The 22,135-nt window shown below is 61.2% G+C and carries 18 protein-coding genes, 2 tRNA genes, 1 rRNA gene and 1 pseudogene; 10 read left to right on the top strand and 12 right to left on the bottom strand.

The window, feature by feature from the left end; all coding sequences use genetic code 11:
- Window positions 1-94: 94 nt before the first annotated feature.
- Both PspTeo4_RS17920 and PspTeo4_RS17915 read left to right on the top strand, forming a co-directional pair.
- Complete coding sequence (locus tag PspTeo4_RS17920) at window positions 95-1,372, top strand: acetyl-CoA C-acetyltransferase (RefSeq protein ID WP_322365256.1); 1,278 nt, start codon at window positions 95-97, stop codon at window positions 1,370-1,372.
- 243 nt (window positions 1,373-1,615) lie between these two features.
- Window positions 1,616-2,395 carry a helix-turn-helix transcriptional regulator gene (locus PspTeo4_RS17915; RefSeq protein WP_322365255.1) on the top strand — a complete coding sequence of 260 codons (780 nt, stop codon included), beginning with the start codon at window positions 1,616-1,618 and terminating at the stop codon, window positions 2,393-2,395.
- Window positions 2,396-2,398: 3 nt separating this feature from the next.
- Here the strand turns inward: PspTeo4_RS17915 and PspTeo4_RS30000 are convergent, their stop codons facing one another.
- From PspTeo4_RS30000 to PspTeo4_RS17895, 5 genes and pseudogenes are all read right to left on the bottom strand, one after another.
- A complete protein-coding gene (locus tag PspTeo4_RS30000) occupies window positions 2,399-3,127 on the bottom strand; it encodes a methyl-accepting chemotaxis protein (RefSeq protein ID WP_416196982.1) in 729 nt (242 codons plus the stop codon).
- 129 nt (window positions 3,128-3,256) lie between these two features.
- Window positions 3,257-4,186 (bottom strand): annotated as a pseudogene (locus tag PspTeo4_RS29995) (cache domain-containing protein); the annotation flags it as partial.
- 330 nt (window positions 4,187-4,516) lie between these two features.
- On the bottom strand, window positions 4,517-4,921 hold the full coding sequence (gene cueR / locus PspTeo4_RS17905; RefSeq protein ID WP_322365253.1) for a Cu(I)-responsive transcriptional regulator: 405 nt from the start codon (window positions 4,919-4,921) through the stop codon (window positions 4,517-4,519).
- Entirely contained in the window at window positions 4,918-7,317 is a 2,400-nt protein-coding gene (locus PspTeo4_RS17900) for a heavy metal translocating P-type ATPase (protein WP_322365252.1), read from the bottom strand. The genes cueR and PspTeo4_RS17900 overlap by 4 nt, the downstream gene beginning before the upstream one ends.
- Before the next feature lie 51 nt (window positions 7,318-7,368).
- A complete protein-coding gene (locus PspTeo4_RS17895; RefSeq protein WP_322365250.1) occupies window positions 7,369-7,755 on the bottom strand; it encodes a hypothetical protein in 387 nt (128 codons plus the stop codon).
- A gap of 145 nt (window positions 7,756-7,900) precedes the next feature.
- Here PspTeo4_RS17895 and PspTeo4_RS17890 point away from each other — a divergent pair, with 145 nt between their 5' ends.
- The gene (locus PspTeo4_RS17890) at window positions 7,901-8,098 is read left to right on the top strand and encodes a heavy-metal-associated domain-containing protein (RefSeq protein WP_322365249.1); all 198 of its coding nucleotides are present in this window, start codon (window positions 7,901-7,903) and stop codon (window positions 8,096-8,098) included.
- Window positions 8,099-8,318: 220 nt separating this feature from the next.
- The gene (locus PspTeo4_RS17885) at window positions 8,319-9,500 is read left to right on the top strand and encodes a multidrug effflux MFS transporter (protein ID WP_322365248.1); all 1,182 of its coding nucleotides are present in this window, start codon (window positions 8,319-8,321) and stop codon (window positions 9,498-9,500) included.
- Here PspTeo4_RS17885 and PspTeo4_RS17880 read toward each other — a convergent pair.
- On the bottom strand, window positions 9,451-9,648 hold the full coding sequence (locus PspTeo4_RS17880; protein WP_322365247.1) for a hypothetical protein: 198 nt from the start codon (window positions 9,646-9,648) through the stop codon (window positions 9,451-9,453). The two genes, PspTeo4_RS17885 and PspTeo4_RS17880, sit on opposite strands and share 50 nt — an antisense overlap.
- A gap of 505 nt (window positions 9,649-10,153) precedes the next feature.
- Here PspTeo4_RS17880 and PspTeo4_RS17875 point away from each other — a divergent pair.
- Window positions 10,154-10,867, top strand: a complete 714-nt coding sequence (locus PspTeo4_RS17875) for a helix-turn-helix transcriptional regulator (protein WP_322365246.1) — start codon at window positions 10,154-10,156, stop codon at window positions 10,865-10,867.
- Window positions 10,868-10,896: 29 nt separating this feature from the next.
- Here the strand turns inward: PspTeo4_RS17875 and PspTeo4_RS17870 are convergent, their stop codons facing one another.
- From PspTeo4_RS17870 to PspTeo4_RS17845, 6 genes are all read right to left on the bottom strand, one after another.
- On the bottom strand, window positions 10,897-11,847 hold the full coding sequence (locus PspTeo4_RS17870; RefSeq protein ID WP_322365244.1) for an adenosine deaminase: 951 nt from the start codon (window positions 11,845-11,847) through the stop codon (window positions 10,897-10,899).
- Between the two features lie 82 nt (window positions 11,848-11,929).
- A complete protein-coding gene (locus tag PspTeo4_RS17865; RefSeq protein WP_322365242.1) occupies window positions 11,930-13,285 on the bottom strand; it encodes an 8-oxoguanine deaminase in 1,356 nt (451 codons plus the stop codon).
- Window positions 13,286-13,405: 120 nt separating this feature from the next.
- On the bottom strand, window positions 13,406-14,092 hold the full coding sequence (locus PspTeo4_RS17860) for an SDR family oxidoreductase (protein WP_322365241.1): 687 nt from the start codon (window positions 14,090-14,092) through the stop codon (window positions 13,406-13,408).
- A gap of 366 nt (window positions 14,093-14,458) precedes the next feature.
- Window positions 14,459-15,043, bottom strand: a complete 585-nt coding sequence (locus PspTeo4_RS17855; protein WP_322365240.1) for a YigZ family protein — start codon at window positions 15,041-15,043, stop codon at window positions 14,459-14,461.
- 6 nt (window positions 15,044-15,049) lie between these two features.
- Entirely contained in the window at window positions 15,050-15,715 is a 666-nt protein-coding gene (locus tag PspTeo4_RS17850; RefSeq protein ID WP_322365239.1) for a TetR/AcrR family transcriptional regulator, read from the bottom strand.
- A gap of 90 nt (window positions 15,716-15,805) precedes the next feature.
- A complete protein-coding gene (locus tag PspTeo4_RS17845; protein WP_322365238.1) occupies window positions 15,806-16,723 on the bottom strand; it encodes a LysR family transcriptional regulator in 918 nt (305 codons plus the stop codon).
- 118 nt (window positions 16,724-16,841) lie between these two features.
- Between PspTeo4_RS17845 and PspTeo4_RS17840 the strand changes: the two genes are divergently transcribed.
- The 5 genes from PspTeo4_RS17840 (at window position 16,842) to PspTeo4_RS17820 (ending at window position 22,092) form a co-directional block, all read left to right on the top strand.
- Complete coding sequence (locus tag PspTeo4_RS17840) at window positions 16,842-18,188, top strand: aspartate aminotransferase family protein (protein WP_322365237.1); 1,347 nt, start codon at window positions 16,842-16,844, stop codon at window positions 18,186-18,188.
- 73 nt (window positions 18,189-18,261) lie between these two features.
- The gene (locus PspTeo4_RS17835; RefSeq protein ID WP_014861053.1) at window positions 18,262-19,755 is read left to right on the top strand and encodes a CoA-acylating methylmalonate-semialdehyde dehydrogenase; all 1,494 of its coding nucleotides are present in this window, start codon (window positions 18,262-18,264) and stop codon (window positions 19,753-19,755) included.
- 537 nt (window positions 19,756-20,292) lie between these two features.
- A 16S ribosomal RNA gene (locus tag PspTeo4_RS17830) occupies window positions 20,293-21,829 on the top strand.
- Between the two features lie 86 nt (window positions 21,830-21,915).
- Window positions 21,916-21,992 (top strand) — tRNA-Ile (locus PspTeo4_RS17825).
- 24 nt (window positions 21,993-22,016) lie between these two features.
- Window positions 22,017-22,092 (top strand) — tRNA-Ala (locus PspTeo4_RS17820).
- Window positions 22,093-22,135: the final 43 nt, after the last annotated feature.

Here is a 22,135-nt window from a genome sequence, read left to right as displayed (position 1 = left end):
TTGCAAGTGTGGACCAACTTTGTGGCAAGGTCGTTCGAATGCGGTAAAAACACCTAGGCTGTACGGATCAAATTGTTTCAGGAGGAACATGCGCATGCGTTCAACTCGCCGGGTCGCGATCCTGGGCGGTAACCGAATTCCCTTCGCCCGCTCCAACGGCGCCTATGCCAATGCCAGTAATCACGCGATGCTCACCATCACGCTTGAAGGCCTGATCGAGCGCTACCGGCTGCATGGGTTGCGGTTGGGGGAGGTAGTGGCGGGGGCGGTGCTCAAGCACTCCCGCGACATGGCTCTGACCCGCGAGTGTGTGCTTGGCTCCCGGTTGTCGCCGCAGACGCCGGCCTATGACATCCAGCAGGCCTGCGCCACGGGCCTGGAGGCGGCGTTGCTGGTGGCCAACAAGATTGCCTTGGGGCAGATCGACAGCGCGATCGCAGGCGGGGTGGACACTACCTCCGATGCGCCCATCGCAGTCAATGAAGGCTTGCGCCGCATTCTGCTGCAGGCCCATGGTGGCAGGACGCTGGGGGAGCGGCTCAAGCCGTTCCTCAAGCTGCGCCCTGGCCACTTGAAGCCAGAGCTGCCACGTAATGAAGAGGCGCGTACTGGCCTTTCCATGGGCGAGCACTGCGAGCGCATGGCCCAGGCCTGGCAGATTGGCCGTGCCGAGCAGGACGAACTGGCGTTGCTGAGCCACCAGCGTTTGGCTGCTTCCTATACAGATGGCTGGCAGGATGATTTGCAGACACCGTTCATGGGGCTGACCCGTGACAACAACCTGCGCCCGGATCTGACCCTGGAGCAGCTCGCTGGCTTGAAACCTGTGTTCGACCGCAGCGGGCAGGGCACATTGACCGCCGGCAATGCCACTCCCCTGACTGATGGCGCCTCGCTGGTGCTGCTGGGCAGCGAAGAGTGGGCCCAGGCTCACGGCTTGTCGGTGCTGGCGTATCTGGTCGATGGCGAGACGGCCGCAGTGGACTTCGTCACCGGCAAGGAGGGCCTGCTGATGGCCCCGGTGTACGCAGTACCACGCCTGCTGGCACGTAATGGCCTGACCCTGCAGGACTTTGACTACTACGAAATTCACGAAGCGTTCGCTGCCCAGGTCCTGTGCACGCTCAAGGCCTGGGAGGATGCGGACTATTGCCGCGATCGCCTGGGGCTCGATGGGCCGCTGGGGGCAATCGACCGCAGCAAGCTCAACGTCAAAGGCAGCTCGCTGGCGGCTGGGCACCCGTTCGCGGCCACCGGAGGGCGGATTCTGGCCCACATGGCCAAGCTGCTGGCGACGGCGGGTAAGGGCAGGGGCCTGATCTCGATTTGCGCGGCGGGTGGGCAGGGGGTTACGGCCATCGTCGAGCGTTGAATACGGTTACAAGTGCGGCCATCAGCGTTTGGCAACTGGTGTGTGCTGCCTGTACTGGCCTCATCGCCGGCAAGCCGGCTCCTACAGGGTCACCACTGTACCTGTGGGAGCCGGCTTGCCGGCGATGAGGCCAGTACAGGCAGCACAAGGCAGTTGCCCAAATTCCCCATGAGCGTGACGCCGATAGCACTGTAAAACGGCCCAGCTGTTAGGCTTGTCTGGTCAGAACTACAAGAAACCAACATGCCGACTATCGGACACCCACGCCCCATCCCTGTGCTGGACCACCTGCCCAGGCCGCTATATGCCCGGGCCGAAAGCCTTGGCGCCGGTTCCTGGACCACCCGCCATCGCCACGATTGGGTGCAGTTTTCCTATGCCATCAGCGGTGTATTGGGCGTGTACACCGCCGATGGCAGTTACTTCGCACCGCCACAATGGGGCGTGTGGATTCCGGCCGATGCCGAACATGAAGTGGTGACCTCGATGCAGGCTGAAATGCGCAGCCTCTATGTGCGCCGCGATGCTTGCCCATGGGCGCCGACGCAATGCCGGGTACTGGAAGTGACGCCGCTGGCGCGGGAGCTGATCAAGCAGTTCTGCCTGTTTCCCGTGGACTACCCGGAAGGCGACAGTGCCGAAGCACGATTGGTATCTGTACTGCTCGACCAGCTACGCACGTTGCCTGAAGTGGGCTTCTCGCTGCCGCTGCCGCGCCATCCGGGGTTGCTGGCCCTGTGCAACGGCCTGATCGCGGCGCCCGAGCAGGCGCAGACTCTGCAGGAGTGGGCCAGGCAGCTGGAGTGTTCGGAAAAGACCCTGATGCGCCTGTTCCAGCGGGAAACCGGCCTGAGTTTTCGTAACTGGCGCCAGCGTATGCGCCTGCTGTCGTCCCTGGCCCTGCTGGAGGCGGGTGAAAGTGTGACTGAGGCGGCGCTGGGCTGCGGCTATGACTCCACCTCAGCCTACATCGCCGCCTTCAAGCAGCTGTTCGGGTCGACACCCGGCGAGCTGCGTCTTTAGCGGTCAGGTCCGGAAGCGGCGTACCAACGCATCCAGTTCATTGGAAAGCCCGGCCAGGCTCTCGGAATCCTGACGCGCCGCCTGGGCCAGCTCGGCCACCAGTTGCGCATCACCATGGATCTGGCTGATGTGACGGTTGATGTCCTCCGCTACCTGGTGCTGTTCTTCCGCGGCCGTGGCGATCTGGGTGTTCATGTCGCGGATGATATCCACCGACTCGCGAATCTGGCCGAAGCTGTCACGGGCCAGGCCGATGCGGCTGACCGACTGCTGCGACACTTCCAGGCTTGCATGCATCTGTTCAGCGACTTCGGCGGTGCGGCTGGCCAGGTTGCCCAGCAGGCCGTCGATCTCGGCGGTGGAATCGGCAGTGCGCTTGGCCAAGGCGCGTACTTCGTCGGCGACCACGGCGAAGCCACGGCCCTGCTCGCCAGCACGGGCGGCTTCGATGGCGGCGTTAAGGGCCAGCAGGTTGGTCTGTTCGGCAATCGAGCGGATGGTGCCGAGGATCGACTGGATGGCGTTGCTGTCACGTTCCAGTTGCTGGATCGACTGCGCCGACTGTTCGATTTCCTGGCTCAGGCGATCGACGCTGTTCACCGCCGCATCGATCTGCTGCTGGCCTTCGCGGGCCTGCGCCTGGCCGCTGTCGGCCGATTGCGCGGCCTGGCTGCAGGAACGGGCCACTTCGTTGGCGGTGGCAACCATTTCGTGGAAGGCGGTGGAGACCATGTCCACGGCTTCGCGCTGGCGCCCGGCGGCTTCGGCCATGTCACTGGAAACCCGGGTGGAGCTGCTGGACGTGCTGAGAATCTTGTTGGCGGCGGCACCGATGTGCTGAATTAGGCTGCGGATGGCGCCGAGGAACTGGTTGAACCAGCTGGCCAGTTGCGCGGTTTCGTCGCGGCCACGGATTTCCAGGCTGCGAGTCAGGTCGCCTTCACCCTGGGCGATGTCTTCCAGGCCGCTGGTCACGCTGTTGATCGGGCGCACGATGAGTTTGGCGAACGCTGCGCCGACGACAGCGAACAGGGCCGCCAGTACCAGAGCGATGGTGCCGATCAGCCAGGTCAGGCGCGTGGTGGTCTGCATCACTTCGCTTTGTTCGATCAGGCCGATGAAGGTCCAGCCCAGTTTTTCGTCCGGGTAGATGTTGGCCATGTAGCGGGTGCCGTTGAGTTCGATTTCCACCAAGCCTTTACCGGCCTTGGCCAGTTCGGCGTAGCCGTCACCGAAGCTGGCCAGTTGCTTGAAGTTGTGGCCGGCATCGCGTGGGTCGACCATCACGTTGCCGTTGCTTTCCACCAGCATCAGGTAACCGCTTTCGCCCAGCTTGATCTGTTTGACGATCTCGGTCAGGCCCTTGAGCGACACGTCGATGTTGACCACGCCACCCGGGTTGCCCAACTGGTTGGCGACGGCGCGTACGGTGCTGACCAGCACGGCATCATCAGGGGCCCAGTAATAGGCCCCGGTGCGGACGGTCTTGCCTGGGTTGGCCATGGCCTGCTGGTACCACGGGCGTGGGCGAGGGTCGTAGTTGACGAACTTTTGCCCGGCGGGCCAGCCGACGTAGCCGCCGTCGCTGACGCCGTAGGAAATGTAGGCGTACCCAGGGTGGGAATTGGCCAGGCGGGTGAAGAAGTCGAGCAGTTGTTGGTCCTGTTCACCCAGCGCGTAGGACGGGTTGGCGCTCATGAACTTGTTCAGGTTGCTGCCGGTTGCGGCCACCATGGGCTGGGACGCCAGGAATTCCACGTTCTGGTCGATGCCCTGGAAGAAGATATTCATCGCATTGCTGACCTGGCGGATTTCCCGGCTGCTGCCGTCGAGGAAACCTTCGCGGGCTTCGCCTCGCAGGTTCAGGACCACCAACGTGGCAACAAGCACGATGGGCAACCCGGCGATAACCGCGAATGCCCAGGTCAGTTTCTGTTTGATGTTCATCGACGCTCCCGGAATTTTTTAATTATCGACACACGAGGCAGTAACCACTGTATCGGCAGGGAGCGGGGCTTTTTGAGGGAAACCCCCGTATTTATTGGATAAAGTCGTGTTTGGTGACTATTCGGTCGGGTTTAGGCTAATATGGCATACCAAAATACCAGGTGTCGTGCTTCTTTAATGACAGCACTTACTGCCATTGGCCAGATCCTTGAGTATCGGACAGTCTGGTCGGTCGTTGCCCTGGCAATGCGCAACCAGTTCGTCGAGGGTATCGCGCAGGCTGACCAACTCTTCGATGCGCCGGTTCAGTTCTTCTATGTGTTGCATGGCCAGGGCCTTCACATCGGCGCTGGCGCGTTGGCGGTCCTGCCAAAGGGTCAGCAGTTTTGCCACCTCGTCCAGCGAGAAGCCCAGATCGCGTGAGCGCTTGATGAAGGCCAGGCGGTGCAGGTCTTCCTGTTGGTACAGGCGATAGCCGCTGTCGCTTCGGGTCGGTGGTTTGAGCAGTCCGATGGACTCGTAATAGCGGATCATCTTGGTGCTGAGCCCGCTGCGGCGGGCGGCCTGGCCGATGTTCATGGGGCCTCCTGCGAGGTAGTCGAGGGTTTCCAGGTTTTCAGCCACAGCGCATTGCTGACCACGCTGACGCTCGACAGCGCCATCGCGGCGCCTGCCAGCACCGGATTGAGGTAGCCCAACGCTGCCAGCGGAATGCCGATGAGGTTGTAGATGAAGGCCCAGAACAGGTTCTGACGAATCTTCGCGTAGGTCTTGCGGCTGATCTCCAGGGCAGCAGGTACCAGGCGCGGGTCGCCACGCATCAGGGTGATGCCGGCAGCCTGCATGGCTACATCGGTACCACCGCCCATGGCAATGCCGATATCGGCGGCGGCCAGGGCCGGGGCGTCGTTGATGCCGTCTCCCACCATCGCTACCACACCATCCTGCTTGAGAGCGGCCACGGTGGCGGCTTTGTCGGCCGGCAGCACTTCGGCGTGAACATCGTCGATGCCAAGGGCCTCGGCCACGACCTTGGCGCTGCCGCGGTTATCGCCGGTCAACAAATGGCTGCTGATGTGGCGCGCCCGCAGGGCGGTCACGGCCTGCTCGGCACCGGGTTTGAGGCTGTCACCGAAGGCGAACAGGCCGATCACGCGGGGCTGTTCACCACGCTCGATAAGCCACGACAGGGTGCGTCCTTCTGTTTCCCAGGCCTGGGCTTGGGAAGTGAGTGCGCCGGGCTGCAGGCCGCTTTCGTCGAGCAGACGCCGGTTGCCCAGGGCCAGTTCGCGCCCTTGCACGTGCCCGGCGATACCGCGTCCGGTCAGGGACTGGCTGTTGCTCACGGTCGGGACATCCAGGTTCTGCTCGGCACAAGCCTGCAGCACAGCCTTGGCCAATGGGTGCTCGCTGCCGCGCTGCAGGGCGCCAGCCAGGCGATGCAGTTCGGCACTGTCGCCGACCAGCGCCTGGCTGTGGACCACCCGCGGGCTACCGGAGGTCAGGGTGCCGGTTTTGTCGAACACCACGCGGTTGACCGCATGCGCGCGTTCCAGAGCTTCAGCGTCCTTGATCAGAATGCCGTGACGGGCGGCGACACCCGTGCCGGCCATGATCGCCGCTGGCGTGGCCAGGCCCAGGGCGCAAGGGCAGGCGATGACCAGTACCGCGACGGCATTGATCAGGGCGGTTTCCAGCGGTGCACCGGCCAGCCACCAACCGAGCAGCGTGATCAGCGCAATCACTAGCACCGCCGGGACAAACACCTGGCTGACGCGGTCCACCAGTTTCTGGATGGGGGCCTTGGCGGCTTGGGCGTCCTCGACCAGGCGGATGATTCGGGCCAGCACGGTTTCCGTACCCAGTGCCTGAGTGCGCACCAGCAGACGGCCCTCGCCGTTGATCGCACCCCCTGTGACCGTGTCGCCCGGTTGCTTGGGCACGGGCAGGCTTTCGCCGCTGATCAGGGCCTCGTCGGCGTGGCTGCTGCCTTCTTCCACCAGGCCGTCGACCGGGAAGCGTTCACCGGGCTTGACCAGCACCAGGTCGCCGAGGCGCAACTGGGCGATGGGCACATCTTGCTCAAGGCCGTCGACCAGCCGTACGGCGCGTTCTGGGCGCAATGCTTCGAGGGCACGGATGGCACTGGCGGTCTGACGTTTGGCACGGCTTTCCAGATACTTGCCTAGCAGTACCAGGGCGATGACCACGGCCGAGGCTTCGAAGTACAGGTGTGGGGCCATCCCCACCGGGGCGGTCGCCCACTGGTACAGGCTCAGCCCGTAACCGGCGCTGGTACCTAGGGCTACCAGCAGGTCCATGTTGCCGGCCCCGGCGCGAACGGCTTTCCAGGCGGCCACGTAGAAGCGTGCACCAAGGATGAACTGCACCGGTGTGGCGAGCAGGAACTGGGCCCAGGCAGGCAGCATCCAATGCAGGCCGAACGGCTGTACCAGCATGGGCAGTACCAAGGGCAGTGCGAGCAGCAGGGCCAGGCCGACGGCCAGGCGCTCTTTGCGCAGACGCTGGCGGTTGTCGCTGTGCTCATCCTGCCCGGCCTGCGGAAGGCTGGCGCTGTAGCCGGCTTTTTCCACTGCTTCGATCAGCAGGCGTTCGTCCAGTGCTTGCAGTACGTTCAGGTGGGCACGTTCACTGGCCAGGTTGACGCTGACCTGCTCGACTCCCGCCATTTTGCTCAGGGCGCGTTCGACCCGGCCTGCGCAGCTGGCGCAGGTCATGCCGCCGATTTCCAGTTCGACGGTGCGGGTGGGGACGGCGTAGCCTGCTTCGCGCACGGCGTCGACCAGGGCGGGCAGGCTGTTGGCCGGCGCCTGGACGCGGGCCTGTTCGGTGGCGAGGTTGACGCTGACTTGTTCAGCGCCGGCGACCTTGCGCAGGGCGCGCTCGACACGGCCAGCACAGCTGGCGCAGGTCATGCCGGAAATCGGCAGGTCGAAAGTGGTGGATGCGGGCATGGCTCACTCCTTGGACTGGCCTCCAGCATCAACCTTGCCACGTGGGGAAGGTCAATAGCCCAGGCCGGCTCGCTTCAACTCAAGCCCATTGTGCCCCATGGCGATGCGGTATTTGTTGATCTGGCCGGCCTGCAGGTTCAAACGGGTGCTGCGCTGGTCCTCGATGCCGGGAGCACAGCCAGGCGCTTGCCCCGGTAACAGACGCAAGCGCACATCCACCGGACCGGGCGGCAGGTTGAAGGAGGTCGACTGCTCCTGGAAGACGCGCCCAGAAAGCTGGTCGTTGAGGTAGATGCCGATTTCGCAGCTGGTGGCCACCTCCAGGCGCTCCCGGGAAATGATCAACACGCTGTAGTCCGAGTTGCCCTCGGCGTAGGCGGGGGGCACGGCGGCCAGTGCGCCCAGCAACCCGACAACACCCAATGCTGCCCTGAACATGAGAAATCTCCTGCTTGCCAAATCGTCAAAGGCGCAGCTTGGCCGAGGTCAAGGCAGATTTCCAGCCCGGCCGTTTGCCGTATAACTTGACCTTGACCCAATGGCAAGGTTGAAACTGGGTAAAACCCTGAAGGAGGCGTTACCCATGCAAGTGTTCAACGTACAAGGCATGACCTGTGGCCACTGCGTGAAAGCGGTGACTCGTGCGGTGCAAGAGCAGGATGCGCAGGCTCGGGTGGAGGTTGATCTGGCTGGCAAGCAGGTGCGAGTGCAGAGCGATTTGACGAGCGAGCGGATTCTGGATGCGATTCGTGAAGAGGGGTATCAGGCCGAGGTGGCTTGAGGTTCAGGGGGGCGCTTCGCACCCCAATCGCCGGCAAGCCGGCTCCTACAGGTACAGCGGTGACCTCAAGGTCGGCGCGGTCCATGTGGGAGCTGGCTTGCCGGCGATGAGGGCAGTGCAGGCAGCGTGAAATGGCCCTGTTTTGTTGCAAATGTTTTCGTACTGAAGGCGTCCGCAGCAGGTAGACTTACGCACTTGCTTAGCCTGCTATGGATTCCTGATGAACCTGAGAATGGTGCTGATCCTGGGCGCATTGAGTGCGTTCGGGCCCTTGGCGATCGACTTCTACCTGCCCGCCTTCCCGGCCATGGCGCAGGCCTTCGCCACCGATGAACAACATGTCCAGACCACCCTGGCGGCCTACTTCCTCGGGCTGTCCATCGGCCAGTTGGCCTACGGCCCGGTCGCCGATCGATTTGGCCGGCGCAAACCGCTGCTGTTCGGTGTGGCGTTGTTCACCGTGGCGTCCTTGGCCTGTGCCTTTGCGCCCAACCTCGACACCTTGATCCTGGCGCGGTTCGTTCAAGCGCTGGGCGGTTGCGCCGGCATGGTCCTGTCGCGGGCCATCGTCAGTGACAAGTGTGATGCAGTGGCGTCGGCCAAAGTGTTCTCGCAACTGATGCTCGTCATGGGCCTGGCACCAATCCTCGCGCCGATGCTTGGCGGGGTACTGGTGAACCTTGCGGGCTGGCAGTCGATCTTCCTGACCCTGAGCCTGTTCAGCGCGGCCTGCCTGGTGGCGGTTGGCATGGGGTTGCCGGAAAGCCTGCCTGAGCACATGCCCCGGCAACCGCTGTCCGGTGCACTGCGCCAGTACTTCCGCTTACTCAGTGATCGGGTGTTCCTGGGCCATGCCCTGACCGGGGGTATCGCCATCGCCGGGATGTTTGCCTACATCGCCGGTTCACCTTTCGTATTCATCAAGCTCTATGGTGTGCCTGCCGAACATTACGGCTGGTTCTTCGGCGCCAACGCAGCGGGCTTCATTCTTGTGGCGCAGGTCAATGCCCGCTTGCTGTCCAAACGCGGCCCGGCCTTCCTGCTCGTGCGCGCAGTGTGGATGTACCTGGCCGCAGGGTTGGTGTTGCTTGGGGTGGCGGCCACGCGGCCGACGCAGTTGTGGCCGTTGCTGGTGCCCTTGTTCGTTTGCATTGCCAGCCTGGGCTGCATCATTCCCAATGCATCGGCCTGCGCCATGAGCGGCCAGGGTGCGCGGGCAGGTAGTGCTTCGGCCCTGATGGGCTGCGTTCAGTTCAGTGTCGCCGCAGGCGCGGCGGCACTGGTCGGGCTGTTGCATGATGGCAGCGCGGTGCCGATGGCCATGGTCATCAGCTTGTGCGGTGCGTTGGTGGTCAGTGTCGCGCTGCTGACCCGGTACTTGCAGGCCAGGCGTCCGGCATGAGTGTGTGAGGTGCTTTGAGTCTGGTTTCCAGCGTGGCGACGAAGGCGCGCGCCTCGGCTTCACTGCGGAAACTCACCCTGTGCTGATCGAGTTGAACCTGCCAAGGGCAGTTGGGGTTTCGGCTTGATGCACTGACGACGATCTTCATCGCGGCATACCTCTGATGGGGGCCGAGTCAGTGTAGCGCTGTGGCGAACGCATTCCATGACCGACAGCAGTGTCCTGACTGACGGTTCGGTTGCATCGCCTTCAGGGCGTCTGCAGCTCCAGATGCAACGTTTGGAAGCATGTCGAACCTTCGCTTTTGTTTGCGCTATTTTGGGAAGCCCGTTGTCGGCAGTATCTGCGAATGCAGCGGGCGATCTTTCCTCCAGCGTGTCTGTAGTCCTTTTAGCTTGCGGCTTTGTCTGGTCTTCACGGCGCAGGCCAGGTTTGGCGTGGATTACCCAAGGCTTTCCTGGGTCGGTACACCCAACGCATAGCGCTCGATTGCGGCTTTCCTGAATGGGCATTGGCCCGGCATATACTGGCGGTGGGGCCAGCGGCAGCGAGTCATGTTTCCCTGCCAGGGGCGGCAGACAAAGTGCTGGTGATGCGCGTTGCCACGGTTGGCCATTGGAAACCAAAGTGATCTTGCAGGGAGTTACCAGGACATGAAAGCAGCCAGCAGCATCAGCCAGATCGCCGGCCTGATGGCCGACCCAAAACGTAGCGCGATGTTATGGGCGTTGATAGACGGCATACCCCGGCCAGCCGATGAGCTGGCGGTGATGACCGGGCTGACATCATCCTCGGCGTGTGCGCACCTTTCCCTGCTCTCGTCGGCAGGCCTGCTCAGGCTGGAAGCGCGGGGGCGTAAGCGTTACTTCCGATTGGCCACTCCGCAAGTGGGCGCGGCGGTTGAGGCATTGGCCAGCGTGCAACTGGAAAGCGCCAGAGGCTCCGGTGTTCGGGGGGCGCCTTTGCAGGTGCCGTTGTCGATGCGCAGGGCTCGCCGCTGCGGCGATCACCTGGGCGGAGAACTGGCGAGTGAGCTGTACCACCGACTGGTGGTCGCTGGCTGGCTGGAGGGTAATGGACGGCAACTGGTGGTCAGCGAACAGGGCCGCACCGAATTGGCCACCATCGGCGTTTACATCGAAGCCCTGGCGCCTTGCCAGCAGCGGGGAAGCACGCTCTGCCACTGTAACGAGTGGAGCGACCAAGGGCCGCACATCGGCGGCAGCTTGGGTCAGGCGATGTTCAAGCTGTTCTTGCAGTCGGGGTGGATTCGCGAGCCAGAAGACACCCGGGCGCTGCACATATCCGCGGTGGGTATTCAGCAGATCAACCAGATCGCCAGGGTAACGACCTTGCAGGTGGGCTGAGCGCCCTCTGCAAGGTCGGCTGATGCCGATCAGCGAACGAGGCGGGCGTCGAGGCTGTTTTGTGCCAGTCGACGGGCTTGGTCTTCGGTCATGCCCAGGTGAGTGTGCAGAGCATGGAAGTTCTCGGTGACATAGCCGCCGAAGTAGGCAGGGTCATCGGAGTTGACTGTGACCTTCACACCGCGCTCGAGCATGTCGAGGATGTTGTGTTGGCCCATGTGTTCGAACACGCAGAGCTTGATGTTCGACAATGGGCAGACGGTCAGCGGAATCTGCTCGTCGATGATGCGTTGCATCAGGCGTTCGTCCTCGATGGCACGCACGCCATGGTCAATGCGCTGGATCTTCAGCAGGTCGATGGCTTCCCAGATGTATTCGGGTGGGCCTTCCTCGCCTGCGTGTGCCACGGTCAGGAAGCCCTCGGCGCGGGCACGGTCGAAGACGCGCTGGAACTTGCTGGGCGGGTGACCTTGCTCCGAGCTGTCGAGGCCGACGGCGATGAAGGTGTCACGGAAAGGCAGAGCCTGGTCGAGGGTCTTCTGGGCTTCCTCTTCGCTGAGGTGGCGCAGGAAACTGAGAATCAGCCCGCTGGAGATGCCCAACTGGTCACGGCCATCCTTCAGCGCCTGGTTGATGCCATTGAGCACCACTTCGAATGGGATGCCACGGTCGGTGTGGGTCTGCGGGTCGAAGAAAGGCTCGGTGTGGATGACGTTCTGAGCTTTGCAGCGCTGCAGGTAGGCCCAGGTCAGGTCGTAGAAGTCCTGCTCGGTGCGCAGCACGTCCGCGCCCTGGTAATAGAGGTCGAGGAATTCCTGCAGGTTGTTGAAGGCGTAGGCACTGCGCAACGCTTCCACATCCCCCCAGGGCAGGGCGATCTTGTTGCGCTCGGCCAGTGCGAACAGCAGTTCGGGCTCCAACGAGCCTTCAAGGTGCAGGTGCAGTTCGGCCTTGGGCAGGGCGTTCAACCATTCATACATAGGGGATATCTCGAATCAGGTACGGTTGCCGCCATTCTACAGGGCCTGGCCAGGCAATGCGCCAAGCCAGGCCTGTGTTGCTTCAACCGGCGATCAGTTGCGCGGCTGCCTGGCGGTGGTCGGCAATCAGGCCCTGGATGTCCAAGCCCTCGATCTGGCCATCGATGACGCGCCACTGGCCGCCGACCATGACCCGGTCAGCACGGTCCGCGCCGCACAGCAGCAGCGCCGACAGTGGGTCGTGGCTACCCGAGAAACGCAGTTCATCGAGCTTGAACAGTGCCAGGTCGGCTTGCTTGCCAACGGCCAGCTCACCGATGTCCTGGCGGCCCAGCAGGTTTGCCGAACCACGTGTCGCCCAGCCCAGGGCGCGTTCGGGGGTGATCTGCTCGGCACCGTAGCGCAGGCGCTGCAGGTACAGCGCCTGGCGAGCTTCGAGGATCATGTTCGAGGCATCGTTGGATGCCGAGCCGTCCACGCCCAGGCCCACGGGAGCTCCGGCTGCTTCCAGCTCCACGGTCGGGCAGATGCCCGAAGCCAGGCGCATGTTCGAACTTGGGCAGTGGCAGATACCGGTACCGGCGGCACCCAGGCGGGCCATTTCATCGCCGTTGAAATGAATGCCATGGGCCAGCCAGGTACGCGGACCAAGCCAGCCGACGCTGTCCAGGTAGTCCACGGTGCGAAGGCCAAAGCGCTGCAGGCAGAAGTCTTCTTCATCGAGGGTCTCGGCCAGGTGCGTGTGCAGGCGCACATCCAGTTCTTCGGCAAGCGTCGCACTGGCGCGCATGATTTCCGGGGTGACCGAGAACGGCGAGCAGGGCGCCAGGGCGATCTGGATCTGCGCGCCCTCACCGCGCTCGTGGTAGCTGTGGATAAGCCGCTGGCTGTCAGCCAGGATCACTTCACCCTGTTGTACGGTCTGCTGCGGCGGCAAGCCACCATCGTCCTCGCCCAAGCTCATTGAGCCGCGGGTCAGCATGGCGCGCATACCCAGCTTGCGCACGGCCTCGACCTGCACATCGATGGCGTTGTCCAGGCCCTGGGGGAACAGGTAGTGGTGGTCTGCAGCCGTCGTGCAGCCTGACAGCAGCAACTCCGCCAGGGCCACCTGGCTTGCCAGTTCGAGCTTGGCCGGGGTCAGGCGCGCCCAGACTGGGTACAGGGTTTTCAGCCAGGGGAACAACGGTTGGTTCACCACCGGCGCCCAGGCCCGGGTGAGGGTTTGGTAGAAGTGGTGATGGGTGTTGATCAGGCCCGGCAGCACAACGTGCTCGCGGGCGTCGAAAACCTGATCGCAGGGTTGGCTGGGGCTTTCGCCAAGGGCGAGGAGTTCGCTGATGCGACCATCTTCGATCACCAGGCCGCCGCGGGCGTCGGTGTTGTTGGCGGTGAAGATGGCAAGGGGAGATTTCAACCAGATACGGGTCGCAGGCATGGTGCCGGCTCCTCTGAAAGTGGGTTCAGGTTAGCCAGCTCAGTGTTGCCCTGTCTGCTGATCCAGGTCCGCCGCGTGGGCGAGGTTCCGAGTCTACTGCCTCGCCTCGCGGCTTTCAATTCACCAGATCAGGCTCTCGCCTTTGTAGTTGATGAAGCGCAGACCGGCATTGCCACTTTGTGCGTTGATCTGGTCGACCATGCCACGGGTGCTGGTCAGTACGTCGATCTCGGCGTTCTCGCCACCCATGTCGGTTTTCACCCAGCCCGGGTGCATGGCCAACACGCAAAGGTCGGGGCGCTGCAGCTCGACCAGGAAGCTGTTGATCATCGAGTTCAGGGCCGCCTTGCTGGCTTTGTACAAGCATAGCTCGCTGCCATCGGGGATGGTCACGCTACCCAGAATCGAGCTCATGAAGGCCAGCACACCGCTGCCTTCGCGCACTTGGCCAACCAGGCGGCGTGCGACTCGGATGGGCGCAACGGCATTGGTCATGAACAGGTCGCCGACATCGCTTGGCTGCACGCTGTCCACATCCTGTGGCAGGGGGCCCATCACGCCGGCGTTGACGAATACCAGGTCGAACAATTCACCCGTCAGGCGCTGTTTCAGGCCATCGAGCTGGGTAGTGTCGTTCATTTCAAGCTGTTCGATGCGCACACCGGGGATGTCGCCGAGGGCACCTGGCTTCTGTGGGTCTCGCACTGTGGCAATGATGTTCCAGCCGTCTTCATGAAGACGTTGCACCAAGCCTAGGCCGAGCCCACGGGAGGCGCCGATGATTAGGGCAGTTCTTGAGTTAGCCATAGGAACATTCCTTTATCGGTGTAGGAAAAAGGAAATAAGAATACTGCAGGCAGGTTCCGCGCGCCTGACTATCAAGTGACTAAAAAATGAACAGCGGCGTGAGACCGTGTACAGCCGGGCACTTCACTGATTGGCTAACGGGTTATCCACAGGCTGCTCCACAGTAAATGTGTGCAAGCGCGCCGGGTGCAAACCCATGCCTGTGGAACAGTGGTGGGGATAAGTCTTGATCTTTCAGTTGTTTGCAGCTGTCATCAAACAGTGATCAAAATATGCTCAATACGCTGGAGCCCTTTGATACCAAGCGCTGCAGGGGAGTGCCCCAAGCTTATCCACAGGCCGACCCACAGTTGTTGTGAGCAAACTTCAGCATGCTTCCAGCATGATCCGGCCGCGGCTCAGGTCTGCCAGTTGTTTTTGAAGCACCGGTATGTGCGCTGGGCCTGCGGCAATACGCAGGTCGACACCATTGGCGGTGAACTGCTCATCCAGCACCACGCCATCCACTTCGGCCAGGCGAAGTTTCAGCAATGCCAGTTCGCTGAAGGTACAACTGCAGGTGTATTCACTGCGCTGCACCAACAGTCGTTTCGGCGCTTGTTGCAGACATTTGTTGGCCCCACCGCCATAGGCGCGGGCCAGGCCGCCGGTACCTAGCTGGATGCCGCCGTACCAGCGGATGACCAGCACCACCACCTGATCGCAGTCTTGCGCCTCGATGGCAGCCAGGATCGGCCGGCCAGCCGTGCCGCCGGGTTCGCCATCGTCGCTGCTGCGGTACTGCGCTCCAAGCTTCCAGGCCCAGCAATTATGGGTGGCGGCCAGGTCGCTGTGGCGCTCGATGAAACTCATCGCCTCGGCGGGGCTGGAGATGGGGCCGGCGAGGGTGATGAAGCGGCTCTTGCGGATTTCCTCGCGATATTCGCAGAGGTCGAGCAGGGTAGAAGGCATAAGTGACTATGAGGCGATCGGCGTGATGCCGCAGCCTTTGAGAATGATGTGGATAAGGTTGTTGCTCGCGTCCTCCATGTCTTGCTTGGTCAGACGGCTGCGGCCGGTGACCTGGCAGATCTGGGTCGCGAAGTCGGCATAGTGCTGGGTGCTGCCCCAGAGCAGGAAGATCAGGTGCACGGGGTCGACCGGGTCCATCTTGCCTGCGTCGATCCAGGCTTGGAACACGGCAGCCCGGCCACGGAACCACTCGCGGTAGTCGGCGCTGAAGTACTCGGTGAGGCAAGTACCACCACTGATCACTTCCATGGCGAAGATTCTCGACGCCTGCGGGTTGCGCCGGGAGAACTCCATCTTGGTACGGATGTATTGGCTAAGCGCCACCGCCGGGTCGTCGTCGACGCTGAGGGCGTTGAAGGTGCTGTCCCACAGTTCGATGATGTTGCTGAGCACGGCGATGTACAGGCCGAGCTTGTTGGTGAAGTAGTAATGCAGGTTGGCCTTGGGCAGCCCGGCCTTCAGCGCGATGGTGTTCATGCTGGTGCCTTTGAACCCATGGCGAGCGAATTCGTCTTCGGCGGCCTGGATGATGGCCTGTTCGTTTTTCTGGCGGATGCGGCCAGCGGGCTTACCCGAGGCGGAGAGGCGATGCGCAGGGACTTCAAGGGTCATGGACGATTCCGTACGGGTCAGTGGCAACGGATGTCGGACAAGATTACCTTCCTGCGCTGAACTGACAAGCATTAGCGTCAGAGACAGGCATCAGCGTGTCGCTGCCAGGCTTTCGAGGAAGCTTTCCAGCACCAGGTTTGGCCGGCGTCCTTTACGGGTCACCCAGCTCAGGCTCAGGTCGTAGAAGCGTTGGGCAGGTTTCAGGGCGCGCAGCCGGCCCTGCTGAACCCAGAAGCTGGCGTAGTGGTCGGGCAGGTAGCCGATGTAGCGTCCGGTCAGAATCAGGAACGCCATCCCTTCGCGGTCAGAGGCGCTGGCCGTGCAGTGCAGGGCCTGATAGTGGGCCTGGATGTCGGCAGGTAGTCGGAACGTGGGGGCGATAGCCTCCTGGCTGTTGAGCCGATCATCGTCGAGCTGCTGGTCGTCGGCATAGAACAGTGGGTGCCCCACTGCGCAGTAGAGCAGCGAGCGTTCACTGTACAAGGGTTCGTATTCGAGGCCTGAAAGCGGGCTGGTCTGCGGCACCACGCCGACATGCAGACTGCCGTCGAGCACCCCTTGCTCGACCTGACTGGGAGCGATCATGCGGATCTGAATGCGCACGTCGGGGCCACGGTCCTTGAGTTCGGCCAGGGCATGGGTGATGCGCATGTGTGGCAGGGTCACCAGGTTGTCGGTCAGGCCGATGTTCAGCTCGCCGCGCAGGTGCTGGTGCAGCCCGTTGACCTCGGTGCGGAAGGTTTCCAGGGCGCTGAGCAACTGCAGCGCCGAGTGATAGACCTCGCGGCCTTCTTCTGTGAGCGAGAAACCAGCCCGGCCCCGCTGGCACAGGCGCAACCCCAGGCGTTGTTCGAGGTCGTTCATCTGCTGGCTGATGGCCGAGCGACCGATGCCCAGCACATTCTCGGCGGCAGAGAAACCACCGCACTCGACTACGCTGCGGTAGATCTTCAGTAGGCGTATGTCGAAATCACTGACTTGCGCGAGTGGATCGGGGCGTCGGCTCATAAGTTTAGTATCGCGCTACCTGAAGATTAGAAATGTGGGCTTTTTCAGACTTTATCCGCGTGCCAATTTAGCTGCAACAACATCCATCGTTGCCTAATCGTCTTTCGAGGAACCGCCGATGAACATGCCGGAAACTGCTACTGCAGGAATCGCCAGCCAGCTCAAGCTGGATGCGCACTGGATGCCCTATACCGCTAACCGCAACTTCCAGCGCGACCCGCGCCTGATCGTGGCCGCAGAAGGCAGCTATCTGTTCGATGACAAGGGCCGCAAGATTTTCGATGCCCTGTCTGGCCTGTGGACCTGCGGTGCCGGGCACACCCGAAAAGAAATCACCGAAGCGGTTGCACGCCAGCTCGGCACCCTGGATTACTCCCCGGCGTTCCAGTTCGGTCACCCACTGTCGTTCCAGCTGGCTGAGAAGATCACCGAGCTGACCCCCGGCGACCTGAACCACGTCTTCTATACCAACTCTGGTTCCGAGTGCGCCGACACCGCGCTGAAAATGGTGCGTGCCTACTGGCGCCTGAAGGGGCAAGCGACCAAGACCAAGATCATTGGCCGTGCGCGTGGCTATCACGGTGTGAACATCGCCGGTACCAGCCTCGGTGGTGTCAACGGTAACCGTAAGCTGTTCGGTCAACTGCTGGATGTCGATCACCTGCCTCATACCGTGCTGCCGGTGAACGCCTTCTCCAAAGGGATGCCGGAGGAAGGCGGCATTGCGCTGGCCGATGAGATGCTCAAGCTGATCGAGTTGCACGATGCGTCGAACATCGCCGCTGTCATCGTTGAGCCGTTGGCCGGTTCGGCCGGTGTACTGCCACCGCCGAAGGGCTACCTCAAGCGCCTGCGTGAAATCTGCACCCAGCACAATATCCTGCTGATCTTCGACGAAGTGATCACCGGCTTTGGCCGTATGGGCGCCATGACGGGTTCCGAAGCTTTCGGCGTGACTCCTGACCTGATGTGCATCGCCAAGCAGGTCACCAACGGTGCAATCCCGATGGGCGCGGTCATCGCCAGCAGCGAGATCTACCAGACCTTCATGAACCAGCCGACCCCGGATTACGCCGTGGAATTCCCGCACGGCTACACCTACTCGGCTCACCCAGTGGCCTGTGCCGCCGGTATCGCCGCACTCGACTTGCTGCAGAAAGAGAACCTGGTGCAATCGGCTGCCGAGTTGGCGCCGCACTTCGAGAAGCTGCTGCATGGCGTCAAGGGCACCAAGAACATCGTCGATATTCGTAACTATGGCCTGGCTGGCGCGATTCAGATCGCAGCCCGTGACGGTGACGCCATCGTTCGCCCGTACGAGGCGGCGATGAAGCTGTGGCAAGCCGGCTTCTATGTGCGCTTCGGTGGCGACACCCTGCAGTTCGGCCCAACCTTCAACACCCAGCCGCAGGAACTGGACCGCCTGTTCGACGCGGTAGGCGAAACCCTGAACCAGATCGACTGATCTTTCCGACTTTGATGTAAGGCGCGTGCTCAGTGCACGCGCCTGGCTCAACCTTCTTTATCTGGAGTTATGCATGAGCATTGTTCAGCACCTGATCCACGGCGAGCTGGTTACCAAAGGCGAGCGCACTGCCGATGTCTTCAACCCGTCCACTGGCCAGGCAGTTCGCAAGGTCGAACTGGCCAGCCGCGCGACCGTTCAGGAAGCCATCGACTCGGCCAAGGCTGCCTTCCCGGCCTGGCGCAACACCCCGCCTGCCAAGCGTGCCCAGGTCATGTTCCGTTTCAAGCAACTGCTGGAGCAGAACGAAGCCAAGATTTCGCAAATGATCAGCGAAGAGCATGGCAAGACTCTGGAAGACGCTGCCGGTGAACTCAAGCGCGGTATCGAGAACGTCGAGTTTGCCTGTGCTGCCCCTGAAGTATTGAAAGGCGAATACAGCCGCAACGTTGGCCCGAACATCGATGCCTGGTCCGACTTCCAGCCGCTGGGTGTGGTAGCCGGTATCACGCCGTTCAACTTCCCGGCCATGGTTCCGCTGTGGATGTACCCGCTGGCCATCGCTTGCGGTAACGCATTCATCCTCAAGCCGTCCGAGCGCGACCCGAGCTCCACGCTGTTCATTGCCCAACTGCTGCTGGAAGCCGGTCTGCCCAAAGGCATCCTGAACGTAGTTCACGGTGACAAGGAAGCCGTGGATGCACTGATCGAGGCGCCAGAAGTCAAGGCGCTGAGCTTTGTGGGTTCGACCCCCATCGCCGAGTACATCTACGCCGAGGGCACCAAGCGCGGCAAGCGCGTCCAGGCACTGGGCGGCGCCAAGAACCATGCGGTGCTGATGCCGGATGCCGACCTGGACAACGCCGTCAGTGCACTGATGGGCGCGGCGTACGGTTCGTGCGGTGAGCGCTGCATGGCGATTTCGGTTGCTGTGTGTGTGGGTGACCAGGTGGCCGACGCACTGATCGCCAAGCTGGAGCCGCAGATCAAGGCGCTGAAAATTGGTGCTGGCACCTCTTGTGGCCTGGACATGGGCCCGCTGGTAACCGCTGCTGCCCGCGACAAGGTGGTCGGTTACATCGACGACGGCGTTGCCGCTGGCGCCAAGCTGGTGGTCGATGGCCGTGGTTTCCGTGTGGCTGGCAATGAAGATGGCTATTTCGTGGGTGGCACGCTGTTCGACAAGGTGACCCCAGAGATGCGCATCTATAAAGAGGAGATCTTTGGCCCGGTGCTGTGCGTGGTACGCGTGAACAGCCTGGAGCAGGCCATGCAGCTGATCAACGATCACGAGTACGGCAACGGCACCTGCATCTTTACCCGTGACGGTGAAGCGGCGCGCCTGTTCTGCGACGAGATCGAAGTGGGCATGGTCGGCGTCAACGTACCGCTGCCGGTGCCTGTGGCTTATCACAGCTTCGGCGGCTGGAAGCGTTCGCTGTTCGGCGACCTGCACGCCTACGGCCCGGATGGTGTGCGCTTCTATACCCGTCGCAAGGCGATCACTCAGCGCTGGCCGCAGCGTGCGAGCCATGAGGCTTCGCAGTTCGCGTTCCCAAGCCTGTAATCGCTGTATAAGAAGCGGGGAGGCCGGAAGGCCTCCTCGTTTTGTTTTTGCAATTATTTGAAATTAATGAGATTTAGGGGTTGACCGGTTTCTGAATCCCCTTATAATGCGCCCCACTTCCGACGCAGTCGAAACGAAAAACTCCTTGTTAATCAACAGGTTGAGCGTTTCGAAAGCGGAAAGAAGCGCTGAAAGAGGTGGTTGACAACGTTTTTAAACGCTGTATTATTCGCCTCCCGCTACGAGAGATCGCAGCGAGCCAAGTGTTTGAAGCTAAACGAGTTTCTCGCAAAAAACTTCAAAATAAACACTTGACAGCAAATGAGGAAAGCGTAGAATGCGCGCCTCGGTTGAGACGAAACACTCTTAACCAAACGCTCTTTAACAAATCGAATCAAGCAATTCGTGTGGGTGCTTGTGAGTACGGACTGATAGTCACAAAGATTATCAGCATCACAAGTGGCCATGCGAGAAATCACATAGTCATTTGAGATTGCTGAGCCAAGTTTAGGGTTTCTTAAAAACCCAAGCAGTATTGAACTGAAGAGTTTGATCATGGCTCAGATTGAACGCTGGCGGCAGGCCTAACACATGCAAGTCGAGCGGATGACGGGAGCTTGCTCCTTGATTCAGCGGCGGACGGGTGAGTAATGCCTAGGAATCTGCCTGGTAGTGGGGGACAACGTTTCGAAAGGAACGCTAATACCGCATACGTCCTACGGGAGAAAGCAGGGGACCTTCGGGCCTTGCGCTATCAGATGAGCCTAGGTCGGATTAGCTAGTTGGTGAGGTAATGGCTCACCAAGGCGACGATCCGTAACTGGTCTGAGAGGATGATCAGTCACACTGGAACTGAGACACGGTCCAGACTCCTACGGGAGGCAGCAGTGGGGAATATTGGACAATGGGCGAAAGCCTGATCCAGCCATGCCGCGTGTGTGAAGAAGGTCTTCGGATTGTAAAGCACTTTAAGTTGGGAGGAAGGGCAGTAAGTTAATACCTTGCTGTTTTGACGTTACCGACAGAATAAGCACCGGCTAACTCTGTGCCAGCAGCCGCGGTAATACAGAGGGTGCAAGCGTTAATCGGAATTACTGGGCGTAAAGCGCGCGTAGGTGGTTCGTTAAGTTGGATGTGAAAGCCCCGGGCTCAACCTGGGAACTGCATCCAAAACTGGCGAGCTAGAGTACGGTAGAGGGTGGTGGAATTTCCTGTGTAGCGGTGAAATGCGTAGATATAGGAAGGAACACCAGTGGCGAAGGCGACCACCTGGACTGATACTGACACTGAGGTGCGAAAGCGTGGGGAGCAAACAGGATTAGATACCCTGGTAGTCCACGCCGTAAACGATGTCAACTAGCCGTTGGAATCCTTGAGATTTTAGTGGCGCAGCTAACGCATTAAGTTGACCGCCTGGGGAGTACGGCCGCAAGGTTAAAACTCAAATGAATTGACGGGGGCCCGCACAAGCGGTGGAGCATGTGGTTTAATTCGAAGCAACGCGAAGAACCTTACCAGGCCTTGACATGCAGAGAACTTTCCAGAGATGGATTGGTGCCTTCGGGAACTCTGACACAGGTGCTGCATGGCTGTCGTCAGCTCGTGTCGTGAGATGTTGGGTTAAGTCCCGTAACGAGCGCAACCCTTGTCCTTAGTTACCAGCACGTTATGGTGGGCACTCTAAGGAGACTGCCGGTGACAAACCGGAGGAAGGTGGGGATGACGTCAAGTCATCATGGCCCTTACGGCCTGGGCTACACACGTGCTACAATGGTCGGTACAGAGGGTTGCCAAGCCGCGAGGTGGAGCTAATCTCACAAAACCGATCGTAGTCCGGATCGCAGTCTGCAACTCGACTGCGTGAAGTCGGAATCGCTAGTAATCGCGAATCAGAATGTCGCGGTGAATACGTTCCCGGGCCTTGTACACACCGCCCGTCACACCATGGGAGTGGGTTGCACCAGAAGTAGCTAGTCTAACCTTCGGGGGGACGGTTACCACGGTGTGATTCATGACTGGGGTGAAGTCGTAACAAGGTAGCCGTAGGGGAACCTGCGGCTGGATCACCTCCTTAATCGACGACATCAGCCTGCTGATGAGCTCCCACACGAATTGCTTGATTCTTTGTATAAAGACGATGCTGTAACGCGACCCTGTTATAGGTCTGTAGCTCAGTTGGTTAGAGCGCACCCCTGATAAGGGTGAGGTCGGCAGTTCAAATCTGCCCAGACCTACCATTACATGGTTCAGCCGTAGAATACGGGGCCATAGCTCAGCTGGGAGAGCGCCTGCCTTGCACGCAGGAGGTCAGCGGTTCGATCCCGCTTGGCTCCACCACTTACGCAGTAACTTGTCAGAACTTAGAAATGAACATTCAGTT

The sequence above is a fragment of the Pseudomonas sp. Teo4 genome (assembly GCF_034387475.1).
In the GTDB taxonomy this organism is placed as follows: Bacteria; Pseudomonadota; Gammaproteobacteria; order Pseudomonadales; family Pseudomonadaceae; genus Aquipseudomonas.
The sequence above is the reverse complement of the archived record's forward strand: the minus strand, read 5'-3'. Positions and strand labels throughout refer to the sequence as shown.

Excerpts from the sequence above, each read along its gene's own strand:
- PspTeo4_RS17920 (WP_322365256.1), top strand. The coding sequence starts at position 95 with ATGCGTTCAACTCGCCGGGTCGCGATCCTGGGCGGTAACCGAATTCCC.
- PspTeo4_RS17915 (WP_322365255.1), top strand. The coding sequence starts at position 1,616 with ATGCCGACTATCGGACACCCACGCCCCATCCCTGTGCTGGACCACCTG.
- PspTeo4_RS30000 (WP_416196982.1), bottom strand. The coding sequence starts at position 3,127 with ATGGTCTCCACCGCCTTCCACGAAATGGTTGCCACCGCCAACGAAGTG.
- cueR (WP_322365253.1), bottom strand. The coding sequence starts at position 4,921 with ATGAACATCGGCCAGGCCGCCCGCCGCAGCGGGCTCAGCACCAAGATG.
- PspTeo4_RS17900 (WP_322365252.1), bottom strand. The coding sequence starts at position 7,317 with ATGCCCGCATCCACCACTTTCGACCTGCCGATTTCCGGCATGACCTGC.
- PspTeo4_RS17895 (WP_322365250.1), bottom strand. The coding sequence starts at position 7,755 with ATGTTCAGGGCAGCATTGGGTGTTGTCGGGTTGCTGGGCGCACTGGCC.
- PspTeo4_RS17890 (WP_322365249.1), top strand. The coding sequence starts at position 7,901 with ATGCAAGTGTTCAACGTACAAGGCATGACCTGTGGCCACTGCGTGAAA.
- PspTeo4_RS17885 (WP_322365248.1), top strand. The coding sequence starts at position 8,319 with ATGAACCTGAGAATGGTGCTGATCCTGGGCGCATTGAGTGCGTTCGGG.
- PspTeo4_RS17880 (WP_322365247.1), bottom strand. The coding sequence starts at position 9,648 with ATGAAGATCGTCGTCAGTGCATCAAGCCGAAACCCCAACTGCCCTTGG.
- PspTeo4_RS17875 (WP_322365246.1), top strand. The coding sequence starts at position 10,154 with ATGAAAGCAGCCAGCAGCATCAGCCAGATCGCCGGCCTGATGGCCGAC.
- PspTeo4_RS17870 (WP_322365244.1), bottom strand. The coding sequence starts at position 11,847 with ATGTATGAATGGTTGAACGCCCTGCCCAAGGCCGAACTGCACCTGCAC.
- PspTeo4_RS17865 (WP_322365242.1), bottom strand. The coding sequence starts at position 13,285 with ATGCCTGCGACCCGTATCTGGTTGAAATCTCCCCTTGCCATCTTCACC.
- PspTeo4_RS17860 (WP_322365241.1), bottom strand. The coding sequence starts at position 14,092 with ATGGCTAACTCAAGAACTGCCCTAATCATCGGCGCCTCCCGTGGGCTC.
- PspTeo4_RS17855 (WP_322365240.1), bottom strand. The coding sequence starts at position 15,043 with ATGCCTTCTACCCTGCTCGACCTCTGCGAATATCGCGAGGAAATCCGC.
- PspTeo4_RS17850 (WP_322365239.1), bottom strand. The coding sequence starts at position 15,715 with ATGACCCTTGAAGTCCCTGCGCATCGCCTCTCCGCCTCGGGTAAGCCC.
- PspTeo4_RS17845 (WP_322365238.1), bottom strand. The coding sequence starts at position 16,723 with ATGAGCCGACGCCCCGATCCACTCGCGCAAGTCAGTGATTTCGACATA.
- PspTeo4_RS17840 (WP_322365237.1), top strand. The coding sequence starts at position 16,842 with ATGAACATGCCGGAAACTGCTACTGCAGGAATCGCCAGCCAGCTCAAG.
- PspTeo4_RS17835 (WP_014861053.1), top strand. The coding sequence starts at position 18,262 with ATGAGCATTGTTCAGCACCTGATCCACGGCGAGCTGGTTACCAAAGGC.